This window comes from Carnimonas bestiolae, from assembly GCF_051251145.1.
GTDB lineage: Bacteria > Pseudomonadota > Gammaproteobacteria > Pseudomonadales > Halomonadaceae > Carnimonas > Carnimonas bestiolae.
On sequence record NZ_JBPCZK010000001.1, the window covers coordinates 185,175 to 205,702 of the forward strand.

General features: G+C 56.4%; 23 protein-coding genes and 1 tRNA gene. 10 read left to right on the forward strand and 14 right to left on the reverse strand.

What is annotated here, in order from left to right; all coding sequences use genetic code 11:
• Positions 1-25: 25 nt before the first annotated feature.
• From R84865_RS00915 to R84865_RS00950, 8 genes are all read right to left on the reverse strand, one after another.
• Positions 26-817, reverse strand: a complete 792-nt coding sequence (locus R84865_RS00915; protein WP_435638592.1) for an alpha/beta fold hydrolase — start codon at positions 815-817, stop codon at positions 26-28.
• Positions 818-830: 13 nt separating this feature from the next.
• Positions 831-1,148 carry a DMT family transporter gene (locus R84865_RS00920; RefSeq protein WP_435638593.1) on the reverse strand — a complete coding sequence of 106 codons (318 nt, stop codon included), beginning with the start codon at positions 1,146-1,148 and terminating at the stop codon, positions 831-833.
• Between the two features lie 247 nt (positions 1,149-1,395).
• A complete protein-coding gene (locus tag R84865_RS00925; RefSeq protein ID WP_435631574.1) occupies positions 1,396-2,067 on the reverse strand; it encodes a 7-cyano-7-deazaguanine/7-aminomethyl-7-deazaguanine transporter in 672 nt (223 codons plus the stop codon).
• Positions 2,068-2,125: 58 nt separating this feature from the next.
• Positions 2,126-3,169, reverse strand: coding sequence for a protease SohB (gene sohB, locus R84865_RS00930; protein WP_435638594.1), 1,044 nt, complete (start codon positions 3,167-3,169; stop codon positions 2,126-2,128).
• Positions 3,170-3,213: 44 nt separating this feature from the next.
• Entirely contained in the window at positions 3,214-4,011 is a 798-nt protein-coding gene (gene nudC, locus R84865_RS00935) for an NAD(+) diphosphatase (RefSeq protein WP_435638595.1), read from the reverse strand.
• Positions 4,004-4,759, reverse strand: a complete 756-nt coding sequence (gene dnaQ, locus R84865_RS00940; RefSeq protein WP_435637055.1) for a DNA polymerase III subunit epsilon — start codon at positions 4,757-4,759, stop codon at positions 4,004-4,006. The genes nudC and dnaQ overlap by 8 nt, the downstream gene beginning before the upstream one ends.
• A gap of 105 nt (positions 4,760-4,864) precedes the next feature.
• The gene (gene rnhA, locus R84865_RS00945; protein WP_435637054.1) at positions 4,865-5,329 is read right to left on the reverse strand and encodes a ribonuclease HI; all 465 of its coding nucleotides are present in this window, start codon (positions 5,327-5,329) and stop codon (positions 4,865-4,867) included.
• A 109-nt stretch (positions 5,330-5,438) separates the two neighbouring features.
• Positions 5,439-6,203 (reverse strand): methyltransferase domain-containing protein, encoded by a 765-nt coding sequence (locus R84865_RS00950; RefSeq protein WP_435638596.1) that lies wholly within the window; start codon positions 6,201-6,203, stop codon positions 5,439-5,441.
• 291 nt (positions 6,204-6,494) lie between these two features.
• Between R84865_RS00950 and gloB the strand changes: the two genes are divergently transcribed.
• The 3 genes from gloB (at position 6,495) to R84865_RS00965 (ending at position 8,976) form a co-directional block, all read left to right on the forward strand.
• The gene (gloB, locus tag R84865_RS00955) at positions 6,495-7,304 is read left to right on the forward strand and encodes a hydroxyacylglutathione hydrolase (RefSeq protein WP_435638597.1); all 810 of its coding nucleotides are present in this window, start codon (positions 6,495-6,497) and stop codon (positions 7,302-7,304) included.
• A 113-nt stretch (positions 7,305-7,417) separates the two neighbouring features.
• Complete coding sequence (locus tag R84865_RS00960) at positions 7,418-8,521, forward strand: transglycosylase SLT domain-containing protein (protein WP_435637051.1); 1,104 nt, start codon at positions 7,418-7,420, stop codon at positions 8,519-8,521.
• Positions 8,522-8,577: 56 nt separating this feature from the next.
• On the forward strand, positions 8,578-8,976 hold the full coding sequence (locus R84865_RS00965) for a hypothetical protein (protein ID WP_435638598.1): 399 nt from the start codon (positions 8,578-8,580) through the stop codon (positions 8,974-8,976).
• A gap of 97 nt (positions 8,977-9,073) precedes the next feature.
• Here the strand turns inward: R84865_RS00965 and R84865_RS00970 are convergent, their stop codons facing one another.
• From R84865_RS00970 to R84865_RS00985, 4 genes are all read right to left on the reverse strand, one after another.
• Complete coding sequence (locus R84865_RS00970; protein ID WP_435631583.1) at positions 9,074-9,328, reverse strand: hypothetical protein; 255 nt, start codon at positions 9,326-9,328, stop codon at positions 9,074-9,076.
• 145 nt (positions 9,329-9,473) lie between these two features.
• A complete protein-coding gene (locus R84865_RS00975; protein WP_435631584.1) occupies positions 9,474-10,256 on the reverse strand; it encodes an amidohydrolase in 783 nt (260 codons plus the stop codon).
• Positions 10,257-10,298: 42 nt separating this feature from the next.
• Positions 10,299-11,030, reverse strand: coding sequence for an LrgB family protein (locus R84865_RS00980; protein WP_435631585.1), 732 nt, complete (start codon positions 11,028-11,030; stop codon positions 10,299-10,301).
• On the reverse strand, positions 11,027-11,416 hold the full coding sequence (locus tag R84865_RS00985) for a CidA/LrgA family protein (protein ID WP_435631586.1): 390 nt from the start codon (positions 11,414-11,416) through the stop codon (positions 11,027-11,029). The genes R84865_RS00980 and R84865_RS00985 overlap by 4 nt, the downstream gene beginning before the upstream one ends.
• A gap of 240 nt (positions 11,417-11,656) precedes the next feature.
• Here R84865_RS00985 and R84865_RS00990 point away from each other — a divergent pair, with 240 nt between their 5' ends.
• Together R84865_RS00990 and R84865_RS00995 are read left to right on the forward strand one after the other, a co-directional pair.
• Positions 11,657-11,815 (forward strand): YqaE/Pmp3 family membrane protein, encoded by a 159-nt coding sequence (locus R84865_RS00990; RefSeq protein WP_435631587.1) that lies wholly within the window; start codon positions 11,657-11,659, stop codon positions 11,813-11,815.
• Between the two features lie 72 nt (positions 11,816-11,887).
• A tRNA-Pro gene (locus R84865_RS00995) sits at positions 11,888-11,964 on the forward strand.
• 180 nt (positions 11,965-12,144) lie between these two features.
• On the opposite strand, the gene R84865_RS01000 is transcribed toward R84865_RS00995, so the two are convergent.
• The gene (locus R84865_RS01000; RefSeq protein WP_435638599.1) at positions 12,145-13,104 is read right to left on the reverse strand and encodes an AEC family transporter; all 960 of its coding nucleotides are present in this window, start codon (positions 13,102-13,104) and stop codon (positions 12,145-12,147) included.
• 472 nt (positions 13,105-13,576) lie between these two features.
• Between R84865_RS01000 and R84865_RS01005 the strand changes: the two genes are divergently transcribed.
• Both R84865_RS01005 and R84865_RS01010 read left to right on the forward strand, forming a co-directional pair.
• Positions 13,577-14,716 carry an HlyD family secretion protein gene (locus R84865_RS01005; RefSeq protein ID WP_435638600.1) on the forward strand — a complete coding sequence of 380 codons (1,140 nt, stop codon included), beginning with the start codon at positions 13,577-13,579 and terminating at the stop codon, positions 14,714-14,716.
• A gap of 30 nt (positions 14,717-14,746) precedes the next feature.
• On the forward strand, positions 14,747-15,775 hold the full coding sequence (locus R84865_RS01010) for an FUSC family protein (protein ID WP_435638601.1): 1,029 nt from the start codon (positions 14,747-14,749) through the stop codon (positions 15,773-15,775).
• Between the two features lie 190 nt (positions 15,776-15,965).
• On the opposite strand, the gene R84865_RS01015 is transcribed toward R84865_RS01010, so the two are convergent.
• Positions 15,966-16,187, reverse strand: coding sequence for a PDZ domain-containing protein (locus R84865_RS01015; RefSeq protein WP_435631591.1), 222 nt, complete (start codon positions 16,185-16,187; stop codon positions 15,966-15,968).
• Positions 16,188-16,529: 342 nt separating this feature from the next.
• On the opposite strand from R84865_RS01015, the gene aguB reads away from it, so the two are divergent.
• The 3 genes from aguB to speA are packed head-to-tail and all read left to right on the forward strand — an operon-like array spanning position 16,530 to position 20,487.
• Positions 16,530-17,417, forward strand: coding sequence for an N-carbamoylputrescine amidase (aguB, locus tag R84865_RS01020; RefSeq protein WP_435638602.1), 888 nt, complete (start codon positions 16,530-16,532; stop codon positions 17,415-17,417).
• The gene (gene aguA, locus R84865_RS01025; RefSeq protein ID WP_435631593.1) at positions 17,417-18,520 is read left to right on the forward strand and encodes an agmatine deiminase; all 1,104 of its coding nucleotides are present in this window, start codon (positions 17,417-17,419) and stop codon (positions 18,518-18,520) included. The genes aguB and aguA overlap by 1 nt, the downstream gene beginning before the upstream one ends.
• A 35-nt stretch (positions 18,521-18,555) precedes the next feature.
• Positions 18,556-20,487 (forward strand): biosynthetic arginine decarboxylase, encoded by a 1,932-nt coding sequence (gene speA / locus R84865_RS01030; RefSeq protein WP_435631594.1) that lies wholly within the window; start codon positions 18,556-18,558, stop codon positions 20,485-20,487.
• Positions 20,488-20,528: the final 41 nt, after the last annotated feature.

The window sequence follows — 20,528 nt, forward strand, 5'->3', positions numbered from 1 at the left end:
CCTTCTCGGCGATTGCCTGCCTGGGTCAGGCGCCTTCCAGAAACTGATCCACGGTCGCTTTGAACGCCTTGAAGTCCTGCGCGTGCACCCAGTGTCCGGTGTTCAGCGCAACAACTTCCAGTTTTGGGAACAGCGCACGCATTGCCTCAACACCCTGCGGCGAAACATAGTCTGAGTCGCGCCCACGAATCAGCAGCGTCGGCACCTCGGCATTACCGCCCGCCTCCGGCGCAGCGGCAATCTCGGCATAGCCATCGATGAGTTCGTTAAGCCCAACTCGCCAGCGTAACTGGCCGCTATCGCCATCGCGTTTCAGGTTGGTCGCGAGGAACTGGCGCGTTGCCAGGTCATCAATATGGCGCTGCATAATCTCGTCGGCCTGCTGCCGGCTTTCGATGGCGACGCTCGCCACTGCCTGCATCGCCTCGAACTCCCGACGGTGACCATGCTGATAGGCAACCGGTGCAATATCGACCACGATCAAGCGTGCCACACACTGCGGATAGCGCTGCGCCAGCAGCATTGCGGTCTTGCCGCCCATCGAGTGTCCCAGCAGGTCGAAGCGCTGAATGTTCAAGGATGCCAGGGTAGCGACCACATCTTCTGCCAGCGCTTCATAGCCGACGTCTTGCGCGTGCGGCGAAGCACCGTGGTTGCGCAAGTCGAGCGCCATCACACGGCGGTCGCGACCAAAGGCCTTGAGCGCGCTGCGCCAATTATCAGCGCTACCGAGCAGCCCATGCAGAATCACCAGCGGTCGCTCGTGATCGCTCGGCGTGCCCTGCTCGATGTAATGAAGATTTAACGCCCCCACCATTAAGCTCCCTATGTCAGGTGCTGGACAGCTTCATCAGCAGCAGTCCTGAAATAATCAGCAGTGCTGCAATGATTCTTGCCGTATTAACCGGCTCAGCCAAAAATACAATTCCGATAACAAAAGCACCTATCGCGCCTATCCCTGTCCAGATCGTGTAAGCCGTACCGAGCGGGATAGTACGCATGGCAATAGACAGCAACCAGAAGCTGGCCACCACTGCTAAAATCGTTATGGTTGATGGAATAAGCAGGCTGAAGCCACGCGAGAGCTTCATCGAGTAAGCCCACAAGATCTCGAGTGCACCGGCAATGAAAAGATAGATCCAAGGCATTGGCCTCTCCGGAATATAACGGAGCCAGGTCGTCCTGATCGTTACTTCCCAGAATTGGGGGAGGCCGTCCTCCTTCAAACGGAACAATGCTAACCCTAGAGGGAAAGCTGATCAAACTTGCCATCGGGTGAAAAAAGAAGTGACTGACTGCCTGTAAAAAAGGCATCACCGAACTAATGCGGTAATGCCCACTTCCTCACACTGGCTGGCCAATTATCTCGACTCGCCTGGTGCCGCCTTCACAGAGTTAGCCTTGTTGTTGCTGAGAGCTATTATCCAAACGCCCCAGCGCCCGCAGCAGCAGGTTCAGCAGTGCGCCGTACAACGGCACAAACAGCAACAGCCCAATAATCAGCTTGATCACGTAATCGACGATGCCAATTTCCAGCCAGTGAGCCGCCATAAAGGGATCCGGGCCGCGATAAAAGGCCACCGCAAAAAACGCCAGCGTATCAATCAGCATCCCGAAAATGGTCGAGGCGGTGGGAGCAATCCACCACTGCGGCAGCCGTCGCAGGCGATCAAACACCTGAATATCCAATAGCTGCCCGAGTACGTAAGCAGAGAAGCTGGCCAATGCAATGCGCGCAACGAAGGTATTCCATTCCAGCAGAGCCGCAACGCCGCGGTACTCACCTTGCTGCCACACTACCGAGATAACGTAGGAAAGAACCAGTGCTGGCAGCATTACCTGCGCAATCAGTTTGCGCGCCGAACGTTTGCCCATTAGCCGCACGGTCAGATCGGTAGTCACAAAAATAAGCGGGAAACTGAACGCCCCCCAGGTGGTGTGAAAACCGGCGATCTGAATGGGAAGCTGAACCAGGTAGTTACTTACGCAAATAATCAGCGTGTGCAGTATGACCAGTACCGCCAACGCCCTGCCGCGCTGGCGTGAGTGTTCGAGGGCAAGGTTCATCGGCGCAGCCCGCCAGCATCGCTAGCCGCTGTCGCTTTCGAATCAACCGCCGCCCCCATTAGTGTTTCTCCCAGCTCAAGCGTGCCAGCCGTTCGAACGCGCGATCAACGCCGCGCTCAACGGCCGCGCTTGATTGCTTGCCAAGACGCTGCGCCAGGCTGCGCGGTTTCTTCAGGGAAATTTCCAGCACCTTGGCGTGCTGGGCCGCCCGCTGAAGATAGTCTTCGCTAGTGCCCACTTCGTCGATCAGCCCATTGCTAACGGCTTCGCTGCCGTACCAGGTGTCACCCGTGGCAATGTCGTCGATGGCAAGTTGAGGGCGACGGTCGCTAACGAACCGCTTGAACAGCCCATGGGTATCTGCCAAATCCTCAAGGAACTTGTCACGGCCCTCTTCGGTATTTTCGCCCAGCATGGTCAAGGTGCGCTTGTGCTTACCCGCCGTTAGTACTTCCACATCGACGTCGTTTTTCTTCAGCAGGCGATGCACATTGGGAATCTGTGCCACCACGCCAATCGAACCGACAACGGCGAAGGGGGCTGCGACCAAATGATCGGCGCAGCACGCCATCATGTAGCCGCCGCTTGCCGCTACCTTATCGACGCACACGGTGAGCTTGAGCTCGGCGTTGCGCAAACGGTCAAGCTGGGAAGAAGCAAGCCCGTAGGCGTGCACTAGACCGCCGCCGGATTCGAGCCGCACGACCACCTCATCACCGGCTTTGGCCGCTAGCAAAAGAGCGCTGATCTGCTCGCTTAGCTCGGGTGTTGCACTGGCGCGCATATCACCGTTGAAGTCGACAACCCAAACCGCCTTTTGGTCTTCGGGCGGCTGTTTCTTCTGCTGTTTGGCTTTCTTCTTCTCTTCCTTGCCCAATAACTTCTGCGCCTTGCCTGCCTGAGCAGGAGAAAGACGTGCCAATGCCAAACGCTGCTGACGCTGACGAAAGTGCTCGCCGCGATCGCGTATCACCAGCGTGGCTTCACGTTCGCCGCGCTGCGCTTTCTGGCGCGCGATCATGCCAATAACAATGCCGATCGCCACCACAATGATGGCCGCTTCGGCGACAAAAAGCCCAAAATGATAGAGCCATTCGAGCATGACGTTCTCCTTGAAAACTCGAACCTTGGTAAACCGTGATGACGTTAGTCTTGTATCGCAATGCCGTTGACGAAGGTGTCGATCAACTGACGGGAAATCGCCCCGACGGCGGGCAACGCGGGCAGCTGTTCCGGTTCGAACCAGTCGGCCGCTTCGATCTCGACGCCGTCGATATGAATATCGCGACTGACGGCTTCGGCGAAGAATGCCAGCATGAACGAATGCGGAAACGGCCATGACTGGCTCTTGAAATAACGCACTCGTCCTATTTCTACCCCCACTTCTTCCATTACCTCGCGGCGCAGCGCCTGTTCGGCGGATTCGCCCGGCTCGATGAAGCCCGCCAGGGTGCTAAAGCGCCCCTGCTTGAAGCGCGGGCTACGCGCCAGCAGCAGCTGCCTGCCGTGACTAACCAGGGTAATGATGCACGGCGATTGGCGGGGATAGGCACGCAGCCGACAGTTGCTGCACACCATCGCCAATTCATTGCGATGCTGCTGGGTTGGCTTGCCACAGCGGCCGCAGAAGCGGTGGTCGCGACGCCAGTGACTGACCTGAAGCGCGGTCGAAATCAGCTCAAAAGCATACTCTGGAAGCTGATTCAGCCACTCGCGGCCGCTAGGCCACTCAGGGTGAGTGGCTTCATCCAGCGATAGCAGCACTGGTTCGCCCCGCCACTGCCCTAACGCGATGGCGTGGGGTAATGGATAGCGCAGTTCGCCGAGAATGCCGTCGACCTCACCCGCGACAATGCCCCCCGCTGCATCCACCCGAATATGACGGGCTTTTTCCAGATGGCGAGCGTGCTTGAGTGTGCGTTCAAGCCGTGGCTGATCAACCATTCAGCTTATCCCACAGGCATTCGCCGCCGGCCTTGCCACGCAACTGCTCAAGCTTGGCCTGATGAGCTTCCAGCTCCTCAGCGCTAGGGCTCACCACGCGCAGCAGTGAGGGGTCTATCGCAACCGCACGGCGACCCGCAGGACCGCCCTTCTGCTGGCCATTGGCAGTGCTGTCGCCACCCAACGAAAGCGCCGTTTGGCCGCCGGTCATCGCCAGATAGACCTCGGCCAGAATTTCAGCATCCAACAGGGCGCCGTGCAGCGTTCGATGGCCGTTATCGATACCGTAGCGCTTGCACAACGCATCCAGATTATTGCGCTGCCCAGGATGCATCTCACGCGCTAACGCCAGCGTATCGAGCACGCCGCAGCCAGCCGCTACCGGGCCCAGCACTGGCTCACGACGAACTTGATTGAGCAGCTTGAATTCGTGATCGATGAAGCCCACGTCGAACGAGGCATTATGGATGACGAGCTCCGCGCCCTTGATGAATTCCCAGAACTCATCGGCTACCTGAGCGAATACCGGCTCCTCGGCGACGCGCTCGTCGGTAATGCCGTGAATTTCCATCGCTTCAGGATCAATCGCGCGCTCGGGATTGATGTACTGATGATAGTGGCGACCCGTGAGGCGGCGATTGATCACCTCTACCCCGCCAATTTCGATCAGGCGGTGCCCTTCACTGGTTTCAAGACCCGTGGTCTCGGTATCCAGAACAATCTGACGTTCGTTATGTGCAGTATTCATAAAGGCTGCATGTACTCCTGACCGCCCGTTATGGAAAAGTCGTCGATAGCGCTGCATGTAATCGCTGCTTGCCTGCGCGGGCGGCCGCGATCGCTATTGGCAGCGCTATTTGCCCATGATGTCGTCCATGGCGAGATTGGCAAGCGCATCTGCGCGCTCGTTGCCGGGATGCCCTGCGTGGCCCTTGACCCAATGCCAGGCCACCTGGTGGCGTTCGGTTTCGACCAGCAATTGCTGCCACAGCTCCGCGTTTTTCACGGGTGCCTTGGAGGCCGTTTTCCAGCCCCGCCGACGCCAGTTGTGAATCCACTTGGTAATGCCGTTTCTGACATATTCGGAATCGGTATAAAGCGCCACGTCGCAACGCCGCGTTAACGCACGCAGTCCCATAATCGCGGCCGTTAGCTCCATGCGATTATTGGTGGTCTGCTGCTCGCCGCCTTTCAGCTCTTTTTCGTGCGGTCCGCTTTGCAACACCGCTCCCCACCCGCCCGGGCCTGGATTGCCGCGACAGCCGCCATCGGTGTAGAGCGTCACGGTCGGGAGTGGTGCGGATGCTTCAGAAGACATGGGCAACTCGATCAGAATGATTCATCAAAGCGGTACATTATAAAGGCGCGTGGCAGTACAGGTAGCGTTCCAACCTGGTTACCGGCACGCTCGCGGCGATTGCTCACGATCAGCGCCGGGAGTTTGTTGGCAGCTTATTGCGGCACGCGCTTAATCCCGCATGGCGAGCAGGCAGCGCCAGCGGCGGCCAACGCCGCCGCCCCACCGGGATAACCCGCTCAAGACGCCGCTTGGCAGTAACAACATAACCATGGGCAAACGGCACATTGTAGCGGCGCCAGCAGGATTCCCAACGCGGCCGATAGCGCGACACTGAATAAGCGCAGTAGTCTACCCGCTCAATCTCGAAATCAACAAACGCCAGCCAATCACGTAATTGCGACGTTGAGTGCCACTTGAGCTGATGGGGAAAACGCTTATGGCGGCTCGGCCCGATGCGGCTCAACCGCCCCGGCCCCATTGGATGCCAGCCAAGAATGATCAGTTTGCCGTTATCATCGGTAACGCGCGCAGCTTCACTCAGCAAATGGTGAGGCTCGTGCAAAATATCCAGCAAATGATGAATAACCACCAACGACATCGATTCGTCGGGCAACGGCAGTTGAGCGGGGTCGCAGAGCAGTGAAGAGGCGGATTCGGCATAGCTGGCGCTGGGCACCCATTGCACCTGATGCCGCAGACGGCTAAGCGGCAGCAGCGGCGCGGCCGCAGTAAACTCGAGCCCGTGCTGGCCCCGCACTACGTCGATAAGCGGCCCCACGCAGGCACGCTGACATTGCCACATCGCCTTGCCGCGCTCACCCTGCCAAAAGGCACGTGCTTGTTGGAGTAATCGGGCCGATGAAGCCACTCCATTGGTGCCCGCTGCACACATGGATAACATCTCCACACTTTGTGTTATACTTTGTAGCTCACATTGAGCCAACGCCCTATGCAACGCGTCATCAGGGGCAACCGAGTGGCTTCCAGCCGATCAACGCCATTGGCACATTACGCTAATTGGTGTGTTTTCAATTTTTCAGACGTCACTCATTTTCGCGCTCGCTAAACGTCGTAATTACTGTTGTTCGCCTGCTTCTTTCAATGCATCGACTATACAGTAAATCGCTGTTTGACGGGCGGCTTGGCTAAAGCGTTGCTACACCAGATTTGTCAGGAGTTTTGCATGTCCCATTCATCCAAAGCGTCGGCGGAGCTGCAGGTATCTGCACTCAACGCATTCTCGGATAACTATATTTGGTTGATCCGGCGCGCGGGACAGCACGAGGTCATTGCGGTCGATCCCGGCGAAGCGGCGCCGGTCATCGAGTGGCTTGAAAGCGATGAAGGCAGCGCCTATCAGTTGACCGATATTCTCATCACTCATCATCATCATGACCATACGGGCGGCGTGGCTGAACTGGTCGAGCGCTATGGCGCTCGCGTAAGCGCTCCCGCCCACTGCAAAAGCGTTAGCGTCGATCGTCCGCTGCGTGAAGGCGACACAATTGAGCTCTTTGGTATTACCACCCATATCTGGGAAACCCCGGGGCACACGCTCGATCACATCGTCTATCTAGTAGACACCGCCACACCGCTGCTGTTTTGTGGCGATACGCTGTTTCATGCGGGCTGCGGGCGCTTATTCGAAGGCAGCGCCGCGCAGATGCAAGCAAACTTCGCGCGGCTCGCGGAACTCCCTGGCAATACGTTGGTCTATGGAGCCCACGAGTACACGCAGGCGAATCTTGAATTTGCTCGTCAGGTCGAACCTGACAACTCAGACATTGCCGCTGACATCGAGCGCGTAGAGCAGCTCCGTCAGCAGCAGCGTCCGTCGTTGCCCAGCAGCATTGAGCTCGAGCAGCGCGTAAATCCGTTCATGCGGTATCAGAATTCCGCAGTCGTCCAGGCATTGGAAGCTCATTCTGGACAAACTCCTGCCGATGAAACCGAGGCATTCGCGCTCTTGCGCAGTTGGAAAGATAACGCTTGAAGGCCGTCAATGAAGATTGCTCTACACAAGGCCTATGTATGCGTTTACTTCTCGGTCGCCGGGATCCAGGAAGGATCACCGGGCGATGCGGCAAATTCGCAAGGTAATGTGCTGTGTCTTTAACAGGCTTAATTGAAAATCGCATCAAGCGACGCAAGGGCATGCTGGCCGGGGGGATAATAACGCTCACCCTGGGTGTCGGTAGTTGGCTAGTGCTCTCTGAACAGGGCAATGTCAGTTTCTATGGTGTTAGCGTCGAAGACGCTACCTCCTACGATTCCGCATGGCAGCGCGTCTCCGCCGACTTTACCCTCGATCACCACAGCGACGATCCACGCGTACAGCAGTGGATCTCGTGGTATCAGGCTCATCCCGCCATGTTCACCGACTATGCCACCCAGGCCGCTCCCTGGATGCACTACGTCGCTCGTGAAGTCGAAAAGCGTGATCTTCCCGGCGAATTAGCGCTGCTACCCTTCGTTGAAAGCGGCTACAACCCGCTGGCGCGCAGCCCCAAAGGCCCCACCGGCATCTGGCAGTTGGCCTCAGCAACGGCGGACGATCTAGGGCTGCGTAATACGCTCGGCTATGCGGCGCGGCAGGACGTGAAAGCCTCCACCGCGGCTGCGCTCGACTATCTGGAATTGCTCCATCGCCAGTGGTATCACGGTGATTGGGAGTCCACGTTAGCAGCTTACAACGCGGGCCCCGGGCGAGTGAATCTGGCTCGTGTGGAAAGCGGTACCAAGGATTTCTGGAAAACCCGCCTACCGCAGGAAACGCGTAACTATGTGCCCAAGCTGCTGGCATTGGCGACCATCGTTTCCAATCCTGAACGCTACGGTATCGAGCTGCCCCATATCGACGATGCTCCGTCGGTGGTGGAAGTCAGTCTGGATCACTCGCTCGATATTGCATCCGCAGCAAAGCTAGCGGGAGTTTCGCTGGACGAGATCAAACGCCTGAACCCTGCTTACGTGGGCAATTGGGTAGACAAGTCGCTGTTAATTCCAAGTAACGCCGAACAGCACTTCAAGCAGCAGCTCGCGACACTGCGTAGCGGCAGCCAGCAGCTTGAGTACGTGGTGGCACAGGGCGACACGCTCAGCGTCATTAGTCACCACTCCGGCATTCCCGTCGATCAGATTCAGCGTGATAACAAGCTGAAGGACAAGCCGCTAAAAATCGGCCAAACGCTACTATTGGCTGGCGCTTGATTTATTCGTCAATGATCGGGATGCTGTGCTTTTTCCACGCCCCGATATAATCCTTTATGCTGCAGCGTCTTTCCTATTCTCTATTTGCTGTGCTGGTAGCGTCGCTAACGTTGCTTTCGCCACCTGCTGCGCAGCGCGCGATGGCAGCGCCCCGCTATAGCAATGGCGATATCTGCGTACTGCAAACGCTATTGGTCATGGAGCGCCTGGACCGCTACAAACCTGGCAAGAATGCCGGGTTCAGCGGATTCTATCGCGATGTCATGAAGCATTTGCTCAACTCTGACCTGCTGGCCGGTCAGTCTAACCAGCGCAAGATCTTCCTGCTGAACTCGCTGCATTATTCGTCAGACGTTGCTTACCGCCAGCGTAAACGGCTTGGCAACAAGGAAAACCGACTGCGCCTTCAGAAGGAATTGGCCGGCACCTGCAGCCGCCAGATTGGCTCACACTGAGCCACTGCCGCTGCGCACACCTGTACGCTGGTACATGCCCAAAACAAAGCCGGCGCTGCTATTCGCAGCGCCGGCTTTTCCTTACGTAAGCCTGCGTTCAAAGATGTAGAAAGATCGATGCGACTGATAGCACCGCACTAACAGCCGTGATGACCAGTGAAATTTTGCTGGCCTTGGCGAAGCCACGTTTTCGGGTGTTACTGAATACAAAGAAATTGACGATGGTCGAAATCAACGCCAGTGCTGCTATTCCCCAGAAGTAAAAAAACACATTCGCTCTCGCTTTTGGCAATGGCTCGCCGCCGATAGGGTGCTGACGAGACGGTACGTTAACGCTCCACGCGTTATTCATTATTAGCCACGGTCGCCCTCTGCTATCGACCCCACAGGGTGCTACCTGCCCGAATATTGTACGCCCAAGACTGCATCCCCGAAACTCTCACCATGGCCACTAGCCACAGGCACTGAGTGCTGCCAGAGTGAGGTAACGATATCCCTTAGCGAGTCAGGGTGAAGTCGTCGGCATCTTTCCAGGCAGGGAATTTTTCGCGGAAGCGGTTCAGGCTCTCAAGCCCAATCACGCCCGTACGCACAAAAGGCACGTTCTCAGGCTCATCGATTAATGTTTCGCCGAGGTAATCAACCAGCATGGAGTCGCCGCTATAGTGCAATTCGTTGCCGTCCTTGCCGCAGCGGTTAACGCCGACCACGTAGCTTTGATTCTCCAGAGCGCGCGCCTGCAACAGCGTGCGCCATACCTTGCGACGACTGGAAGGCCAGTTAGCAACACACACCAGCAGATCATATTCATTGGCACGATTGCGCAGCCACACCGGAAAACGCAAATCGTAGCAAACGCTCAGCAGCACCCGCACACCCTTCAGCTCTTTAATCACGCGCTGATCTCCAGCGCTGTAGTGATTCGCCTCTTCGCCCATGCGAAACAGGTGACGCTTGTCGTAATAGCTAACCTCACCTTCCGGCGTTACCCAGTACATGCGGTTAACGTAGTGACCGCCGCTATTGATCGAGAGACTGCCGGTGATTACCGCGCCAAGCTCGCTCGCCTTGCGTTTCATCCAGGCCAAAGTATCGCTGCCTTCAGCGGGCTCTGCCGCTTCCTCTACCTGCATGGTGAAGCCAGTGGCAAACATCTCGGGCAATACCACCAGGTCGCTGCCGGACACTCCCTCTAGCAACCGATCAAACAACTGGTGGTTCGCCTGCGGTGCTTCCCAGCGAAGATCAGCCTGAACCAACGTAACAACAAGCTCTGACATGACAGCGACATCCTTTCTGTTGCGCTATTGCTGGGCAATACGCTAACGCATGAATACCTGTAAAAACGGCAGAATCAGTGCGGTGGCAAGCCCTACGCAGCCCATCGCCAATCCTGAAAAAGCGCCGGCCAGCACACTGATACTGGCAAAACTTTGCGCGGTACCGAAGCCGTGACACGACGACCCCATGGTGAACCCTTTCACAATATGATCATGCGCTCCTGTCAGCTTGAATACCAGCGGCCCGGTAAAGCAACCGACAATGCCGGTAATCAGGCTAAGAGCCGCCGTTAGCGCGGGAATTCCGCCAATCGATTGAGAGACGCCCATGGCAATCGGCGTCGTAACCGATTTTGGCGCAAACGAGGCCACCATCTGGGCAGGCAAATGGAACAGCATTGACAGCCCAATCGTCAGAAACGCAGAAGCCAGTACGGCGCCTGCAATTCCCAGCAGCATGGGAGCCATCATCATGCGAATGCGCGCCAGATTGTCGTAGATCGGCACCGCCAGCATGACCGTGGCAGGACCCAATAGAAAGTGAATGAACTGGGCCCCAGCGAAATAGTCGTCATAGGAGGTATGCGTCAAAGCAAGCACTGCAATCAGCGCAGCGATCGCCAGCACTGCGGGCTGCAAATTAAGTTTGCTTAGCAGTTTGAAGTGTTTGATCAAGTAGTAGCTGCCGAGATACGCCGCCGCCGTTAAAAACAGCGATAGCAATGGCGACGCCGACAGGTACACCCACAGCGAATCGATCGACGTTACTTTCATCGCCGCTGCTCCTTGAGCACGGGATCTTCGTCGTGATTCTTCAGCGCGCTGCCAAGCGTGCGACGCATGAATAACACCATGAACAGCTGCAATCCCGCCGTCGACAGCAGCACGATGATGGCAATGCTGACAAGGTGCGATTCGATCGCCGACCAGTTGGCCATCACCCCGACGCCCGCCGGAACAAACAAAAAGGCTAGATGCTTGGTCAGGCCATTGGTGGTCACGCGCAGCCCTTCGGGTACCCGCCCCAGCAGCATTAAGCCAAGCAACAGGATGATCATGCCGATAACGGGCCCCGGTATGGGCAGATGGAAAAAACGAGCGGCACTCTCACCGATCAGTTGGCACCCCAGCAAAATAGCCATCCCGACGAGCAGTGGCATGTGCAGTATTCTCCAAGTTGATAGCGTATGAATGGCAGAAAAATTGATATCATAAAAATATCAAAAACTGCTTTTCGATACAAAACATCAAAAAAACGCCGTATAAACCCACCAAGTTGTTCATTTCCCTTGAATAATGGCCACTTCTCCCCTATTTATAGCCGAGCGCAGGCACTGCTGAGTACAGGGTGTCACTCATAAAACCAACGATAGCCATAGGCTCGAAAAGGAATTCTCCTCATGGACCTGATTCGGATCATCTTCGCGATTATTCTTCCGCCCGTCGGCGTATTTCTACAGGTGGGTCTTGGTCTGCAGTTCTGGATCAACATCCTGCTGACGCTCTTCGGCTATATTCCCGGCATCATTCATGCCATCTGGATTATCGCCAAGCGCTAACAAAGCACTTTTCTTTTTCAGAACAAGCGTGTAGTATGCGCTGCGTTCTCGGGACAGATGTCCTGAACGGCTCGGAGCGTGGCGCAGCTTGGTAGCGCGTTGCAATGGGGTTGCAAAGGTCGCAGGTTCGAATCCTGTCGCTCCGACCAAATAGCACAAAAATCAGCCAGTTAGGTTAACGCCCAGCTGGCTTTTTTGTGTTTGATTGTGCAGACCGCAGGCCCTTTCAGGCTAAAGCGAGAAAACAATTCACGGCGCTGAATGTCGACCAAACTACCCTTCCCGCCAGCCTGCTGGATTAGCGAACAGGCGGCCTCCTGCCTAACCTGCTATCCCGGCAGCGCAACGATAAATCCCCCCATGGTGACCACCGAGCCGATCGTGCTTAAAAACAGCGTCGAAGCCATTTCGCGTTCCGCCACCTGGTACTGAACGGCCAGGATAACGCAGATAGAGGCGCTTGGGATGGCAACGGTGAGTACGGCTTCCGAGATAGTAGTGGCGTCCGCGCCCACACTACGCGCCAATAGCCATATTCCCAGCGGAATAATCAGGTTGCGTGCGACAACGGAAACCGTAACGGCAGCGTTCAACATGACTTTCTGGGAAAACAGAATGATACCGGAAGCAAATAGAGCGACACCGCCGGTGGCCCTTCCCAGTAGTTCGAAGGAGCTATTGAGGGCGGAGGGTAGCGAGATGCCGAGCAATATGAACGCCAAGGCCAACAGCGGTGCCCAGATAACGGGCTCTTTCAACGACGTTAGCACGTGACGTAGCAGAATCTCGGTAGCGCGCTGGGAAGGCGCACCGTCAGGCTGAGCATTTGACTGAGCATCCAGAGATAACAACACTAGCGTTACCGGTACCTGAAAGATATTCATCAGGATTCCGCCTACCGCAATCGGCATCGCGCTTTCATTGTTAAACATGAAGCCCAGTACTGACGAACCTATGAAGGGCACTGCCGGGCCAGCGATTGCTAGGGCCTGTAAAGCTGCACAGCTCATGCTCCGCTTGAACAGGTAGCGAGAGATGCCATACATCACGATGTACCCCGCCACCATCGCCACGCCAATCAGGGCAAACAGGCTCATGCTCGCCATCAGTTCAGCTCGGCTGGTTTGAACCATTCCCGCGAAAAGACTAAGAGGAAGCGCGTAGAGCATTACCATTCGGTTAAGGACGGCCGCCTGTTTACTGTCGAAGTCCTGATGCCATCCCGCAACAAAGCCTAGCGCCAACGTAATAACAACGGGCAAGAGCGCACCGATTATCGTAGAAAACACCCACTTACTCCTTGTGAGTTGTCGTTGTTATGTTCTTCGCCAATTGTTGGTAACCCTCACCATTCCCTCTCATTAGCACCTGCCGGCAGTATCGAGCTAATGCCAAAGAGGTACTCTTTCGCATGCCGGCCTGCCACTGATCGCCAAGCGCAACCCCTACCATGGTATCGCCTATAATGATCAGGTGAGGTTGCCAAGATGCGTTCTCTCCCAATCTCCACACTTCATGAACAGTTGTGCATACGTCAGCGTAGAAATGGAAGCGCCGACGCAACCTTACCCGTTTTACCGTGCAAACTTGACAGAAAGGGTCGCAAACAGCATTTTCACTCCCTCCATCAGGCAAATAATGCAGCGCGCCGACGCTCCGACACTTACGAGCAGCCAAAACAACGACGAATAATTCCTTAATGTCTGCCGCAAGCTATCTCTATATAGTGCCTTCCTTTTTAACGCCAACAGAGAAAACACCATGAGCGAGGAGAGCTCCCCTCATAGCGAAGATGCTTCGCAGGCAAATAGCGCCGAGGAGAAGTCCCCACCACGGAAAAATCCGGCCAAGAAGGTGACGATCATCCTGACCATCATCATGTTGCTGCTTATTAGCTGGTACGTGATGTCCGATCGCTGGGCTCCCTATTCTTCTCGTGGTGCCGTAGATGGGTATATCACCCAGCTAGCGCCGCGTGTCGACGGCAACGTGGTCGATATCATGGTAGCGGATGGGCAACATGTAGTAGCGGGACAACCGCTGTTTCAGATTGATCCGCGCCCGTATGAAATAGCGGTCAGCGAAGCCGAATCGCAGCTGAAATCAGCACTTCAGACCAATAGTTCTTCAGTGGCTAATATTTCGGCTTCGCAGGCGAATGTGGTCTCGGCCGAAAGCCGTCTTGAGAATACCCGCATCACCTCCCAGCGCACCTTCGTATTGGTTGACCGGGGCGCCCTGTCACGCCAGCAGGGCGACGATGCGCGCGCTGACTTGCGCGATGCCGAAGCCAATCTTTCCAGCGCGCGTGCGCAATTGCGTAGCAACATAGAAGCGTTGGGGCCCAAGGGCATGGACAATCCTGACGTCAAGCGTGCGCAGGCACAGTTGGAGAACGCGCAGCTCAACCTTAACTATGCCACGGTGCGCGCGCCTACCGACGGCGTTGTAACCAACCTCAAGCTTGGCGAGGGGCGCTATGCGGCGAGCACTCAGCCAGCGATGACCTTTATCGATGTGCGCGGCAATTGGGTAAGCGCCGATCTACGCGAGAATCAGTTGGGACACATCAATCAGGGTGATAGCGCAGATATTCTGTTCGATTCGATACCCGGCAAGGTGTTTAAAGGGCGCGTGCAGAGTATCGCCTGGGGCATTGACGCTGCCCGCCCCACCGCCAACGGTTTGATGCAGTCACAGCCGGAACAGGACTGGTTTGAGCCGGCTCGTCGGATGCCGGTGCGTATTGAGCTCGATGAAAGCGAAATGCCTTGGCCTGAAGCCGCTAGAGTCGGCGGTCGTGTCAACGTTGTGGTGTACGCTGGCGGAGGTAAACACCCCATCGGATGGCTATCGGCTGGATTGATTCGACTTAGCTCGTGGGTCTCGTACCTCTATTAAGAGCGCATCGCCAACACAGGAACGCTGCTGATGTATGTCGCACCTAGACCTAAGCTTGAAGACGATCCGCTGTTTGCCGTCAGGTTGGCGGCAGGGCTCGCGCTCGCACTTTTAACGGCATTGATGATCAAGGCATCGATGCCCACCTTGCTACCTGCCATCGTGTTCTCGCTATTGGCAGGCATGCGCAAGGCCTTCAATCCAGGCAAGGCGATTGGTGGACCGCTGATCATGGCGCTCATCATGGTGCTGTTCTATACCTTGGTCAGCTTTCTGATCCCGATGCCCGTCGTGCTGGTACTCGTGATTGGCGTTATCTCCACCCTTGCCTACTACCTGATTTTAGGCACGGGCAACCCGATCGGTATGATCATTCTGATGGGCGCTTCGATGATGTCGGTGATGGGCATGAATTCGCTTGCCGCGGCCGCTGTGCTGAAGGACGCTTTCATCGAAACGGGCATCGCTGGTGCGATTCTCATTCCGCTACTTTATCTGGTGTTTCCCGCCCGCAGTACCGAACAGGACAAGCCTGATTACCGAAGAGCGCCCGGCGGTCAACTGTGGACCCGTGCGATTATTCGCGGCGTTGTAATGGTCATGCTGATGCTATGGCTTTACTCAGTGCTCGATCCATCCAACATCATGCTAATTATGGCCGCGATGTTCGTGACCGTGTTCCCTACGCGCAAAAAGCTGTTTTCCGAGGCCATCGAGAGAACATACGCCACCGTAGTGGGAGCGGTGATGACGATCATCATTCTGGCGCTGTTTTTCCTCTGCGCTCATCCGCTGATACTGATGATTTTGATGGCGATGGCAGCGCTTTACCTTGGCTACAATATGATGGAAGGCCGGCACGCTCCAATGGTGTACCAATTTGCCTGCTCGGTTACGATCGCGCTGGTAATGAGCTCTTTGTTCAGCAACGCAGCGCTAGGCTCCATCGCTCTGCGCATTACCCTGACCATGTCGGGCTCCTTGGTGGCGGCGTTCTTGACCAGTCTGCTGGAAGCCTTGATATTGCGCGACGACACTCTGGCTCTTTCGCGAAGCTAGCGCACAGGGACGCTATCTTCTTAGCCTTGTTCGAACACGTGGCAACCGCTGTTTGCTAACGCAACCAACGCTGTCGCACAAAAAATGCCCGCCTGAACACATCAGGACGGGCATTTTAGTATGCAGCACCGCTATCTAGAGCGGCGCTGGAGCTCTGACAGTGACGGCCAGCGAGCGGACAACCTGTCGATCAGGAAGCGAGATCAAGCAGTTCGGCTTGAACACCTTGCGACGCTTTTTCAGCAAGGCTGACCACTTCGCCTGAAGTCATCGGCAAATTGCTGTTGCCACTCACTTCAGTAATCAATTTAAGCGCAGCGGTGTAGGCGTCAGCGCCCTCTTCTACGGCCTCGATGGCACACTCTCTGGCTGCGTGATAAAGCACGTCGGAGGTAAACAGTGCGTCAAGCATGGCGTTACTCCTTTGGTGAGTCACTGTAAATGCGTTGCCCGCCTCAGCAGGATTTACGGTTTTCAGTGTGCCGCCCTAACGTGAACCTTTTACTACCGCTAACAATAAAATCGCTCGCTTTATAAGCGACCGGTAACGCCTTTTCCTTGATGCTACACCTTGATCGCTCGGTGAGAAACCGCTATCAATTGAAAGAGCACATTGACCATAACGATATAACCCTGTGTATGCGGGCTTAAGCTTGTATCCACACCCTTGTGCTAGCATGCGCGCGTGCTATCAGCCCCCTAATCTGCACAACGCGCGACGGCGCTGCCTGCCCCCTACCAATGGACAATGCCAATGAGAAAGGTCACCGTTGCCACCTCCCAAATGGCCTGTAGCAAAGATATCGACACCAATATTCGCACCGCTGAGCGCTTGATTCGCAGCGCCCACGCGAAAGGCGCCCACATCATTCTGATTCAGGAATTGTTCGCTGGCCCCTACTTCTGTATCGATCAGCACCCGGATCACTTCGCGCTGGCCGAAAGCGCTGATAACAGTCGGTTGATCAAGCACTTTGCTGATCTCGCGCGTGAACTCGAGGTAGTACTACCCATCAGCTTTTTTGAGAAGGCGCAAAATGCTTTTTTCAATGCGCTGGTCGTCATTGATGCCGACGGCAGCGTACTGGGCAAATACCGTAAGTCACATATCCCCAATGGCCCCGCCTATCAGGAGAAGCAGTTTTTCAGCCCGGGCGACACCGGCTTCAAGGTATGGAACACCCGCTATGCGCGCATCGGGGTGGGAATTTGCTGGGACCAGTGGTTTCCCGAAGCTGCGCGCTGTATGGCGCTACAGGGTGCCGAGCTGCTGTTCTATCCCTCAGCCATCGGTAGCGAACCGGCGTTCCCCGAGATTGACAGCCAACCGCACTGGACCCGCACTCAGCAAGGCCACGCAGCCGCCAATCTAACGCCGGTGGTTACCGCCAATCGCATTGGTACCGAAGCCAGCGAACATGTCGAAGGTCTGGAAATGACCTTCTACGGCAGCTGCTTTATTGCCGACCATACCGGGGCGCTGGTGCAGCAAGCCAACCGCACTGATGAAGGCGTGCTGGTGCACACCTTTGATCTTGACCAGATCGCACAGGAGCGCAGCGCCTGGGGGCTGTTCCGCGACCGCCGCCCCGAGCTTTACAGCGCGATCGCTGGCTTCGATGGGCAAGCAGGAAAGCAGTAATGACCCACCAATGCGCAACGCCCCACTTTTACATGCCTGCTGAATGGACGGCTCAGCAGGCCGTGTGGATGGTATGGCCCTACCGTCACGACAACTGGCGCGATCAGGCCAGCCCTGCCCAACAGGTGTTCGCCAAAGTAGCCGCAGCAATCGCGACTACAACGCCGGTAATGATGGCAGTTGGCAAAAAGTACCGAGCAGCAGCCGAGGCACTGCTTGGCGATAACGTCACCCTGGTCGAGATCGAAAGTGACGACGCCTGGGCGCGTGATATAGGCCCCACCATCGTGTTCGATCAGGACGGCCAGCGCTGTGCCATCGACTGGCGTTTCAATGCCTGGGGTGGCGAGTTGGGAGGCCTCTATCCCAGTTGGGAGCGCGACCAGGCGGTCGCCTCACAGATTGCCGCTTATCATGGCCTTCCCTGTCACGCTATTGGATTAGTCATGGAAGGCGGCGCTATTCACACCGATGGCGAAGGTACTCTGCTGGTCACCCGCGAGTGCCTGCTGTCGCCCAACCGCAATCCATCGCTTACCCAAGCGGATATCGAAGCACAATTGCGTGCGCTGCTGGGCGTCGAAACGATAGTGTGGCTGCCTTTCGGGGTCTACAACGATGAAACCGACGGCCACATCGACAACCTGTGCTGCTTTGTTCGTCCCGGTGAAGTGGCACTGAGCTGGACCGACGACACCAGCGATCCGCAATACCCGAGATCCCAGGCGGCGCTCGAAGCACTTAATAACAGCGTCGATGCGCGTGGACGACCGTTGAAGATATGGAAACTGCCGATGCCGGGACCGCTTTACGCCTCCGAGCAGGAGCGCGCAGGTGTAGACCACGGCGATGCGGTGGAACGCTCAGTTGGGGAGCGATTGGCAGCCTCTTACGTTAACTACCTGATCACCAATCGCCAGATTATCGTACCGCTGCTGGATGAACGCACCGACGCTGAAGCGCTGGCCATCTTCCACGAGATGTACCCCGACTATGTGATTACGCCCATTCAGAGTCGAGAAATTCTACTTGGCGGCGGCAATATTCATTGCATTACTCAGCAGATACCCGCCGCCAAGGCGCACAATGCTGCCCGCCAATAAGCACTACGCGGCCAGCCGGCCTACCAAGGATGACCATGAATAACGATAACAGCACCTACTCCATCAACGATGCGCGGCGCGTCTACAATATCGATCATTGGGGCGGCGGCTATTACGACCTCGATGCACAGGGAGATGTAGTGGTCACCCCGACGCTGGGTGATGGCGCCAAGGCGTCGCAAATCAAACTGACCGAGCTACTCCAGCAGGCCAAGCAAAGCGGACTGCGACTACCGCTGTTAATGCGTTTCAGCAATATTCTTCACTCGCGGGTCGCTCTGCTGTGCGAAGCGTTCGACAGTGCCATTGAGGACTATGGCTATCAGGGCGGCTACACCGCGGTCTATCCGATCAAGGTCAATCAACAGCGCCGCGTGGTCGAAGAGCTGCTGGCAACACCACAGCGCAGCGCTGGCAGAGTGGGTTTGGAAGCCGGCAGTAAACCGGAGCTGCTGGCAGTGCTGGCGCTTTCTTCTGAAGGGGCCTCGACCATTGTCTGCAACGGCTACAAGGATCGCGAATACATCAGGCTAGCACTGATGGGCGAAAAGCTGGGGCACCGCGTCTATCTGGTGGTCGAGAAGGAATCCGAGCTGTCGCTGATTATCGAAGAGGCCCGTGCGCTGGGCGTCAAACCTCGCATCGGGCTGCGGGCACGCTTGATGTCGGTGGGCAAAGGCAAGTGGGAAAGCTCCGGCGGTGCCAAATCCAAGTTCGGGCTAACTGCGCAGCAGGTGCTCGACGTGATTGAGCGGCTGCGCAGCGAGCAAATGCTCGATTGCCTCGATCTTATCCATTTCCATCTCGGCTCTCAGATCGCCAACATTCACGATATCAAGCGCGGCCTGACCGAGTGCGCGCGCTTCTTCCATAGCCTGCACGCCCAGGGTGCCGTTATCAAAGTGGTCGATGTCGGCGGCGGACTAGGTATCGACTACGAGGGCACCCGCTCACGCAGCCATTGCTCAATCAACTACTCGTTGGGCGAGTACGCCAATAACGTGGTCGGCACCTTCCACCAGCTGTGTCAGCAGGAGGGGCTTCCGCATCCGGACATCATTTCCGAATCAGGGCGCGCCCTCACCGCTCACCATGCCGTATTGATCACCAACGTTATTGATGAAGAGAAACAGCTGCCCGCCACCATGCCCAAGCGTAGCCAAGGCGAGCCGCTGCTGGAGACACTGTGGGACACCCATAACGCGCTCAATCAACGCCAGCCTCCTTTGATGCTGGCCGAGTATTACCACGATCTGACCCAATCCTTCAGTGACCTGCAGTACCGGTTTGTATTGGGCGACATCTCTTTGGAGCAGCGTGCCGAGGGTGAGGCGGTGTATATCGCGGCGTGCCATTCGCTGCGCCATCATCTTGATCCACGCAACCGCGCCCATCGCGAAATTCTCGATGAGCTCGCCGAAAAACTGGCGGATAAGCTATTCGTTAACTTCTCGCTGTTTCAATCGCTTCCCGATGCCTGGGGCATTGACCAGGTATTTCCCGTCATGCCGCTAAGCGGTTTGCAGCGCCCCGCTACTCGACGCGGGATTATTCAGGACATCACCTGCGACTCCGACGGCCGCTTCGATCACTATATCGATGGCGAAAGTGTTGATACTTCGCTGCCACTGCCGGAATGGGCCGAGGGTGAGGATCACCTGCTGGGGATGTTTTTGGTCGGTGCTTATCAGGAGATTCTCGGTGATCTGCACAACCTGTTTGGCGATACCGATTCAGTCGATGTTAGCGTCGATGCGCTCGGCCATTGGCAACTCAGTTCGCCAATTCGCGGCGATAGCGTCGCTGGTGTGCTCGAATACGTGAACTTCGATATCGCCGAATTCCACCAGCGCTACCAATCTCAATTGGACCAACACAGCGATCTCACCGATCAGGAGCGCGAACAGTTCATGGAAACGCTCGCCGCAGGCTTGCAAGGCTATACCTATCTCGCCAGCGGATGCTAATACCCAGGGCCCGACGCTAGGCTTACGGAATTCGTCGGGTC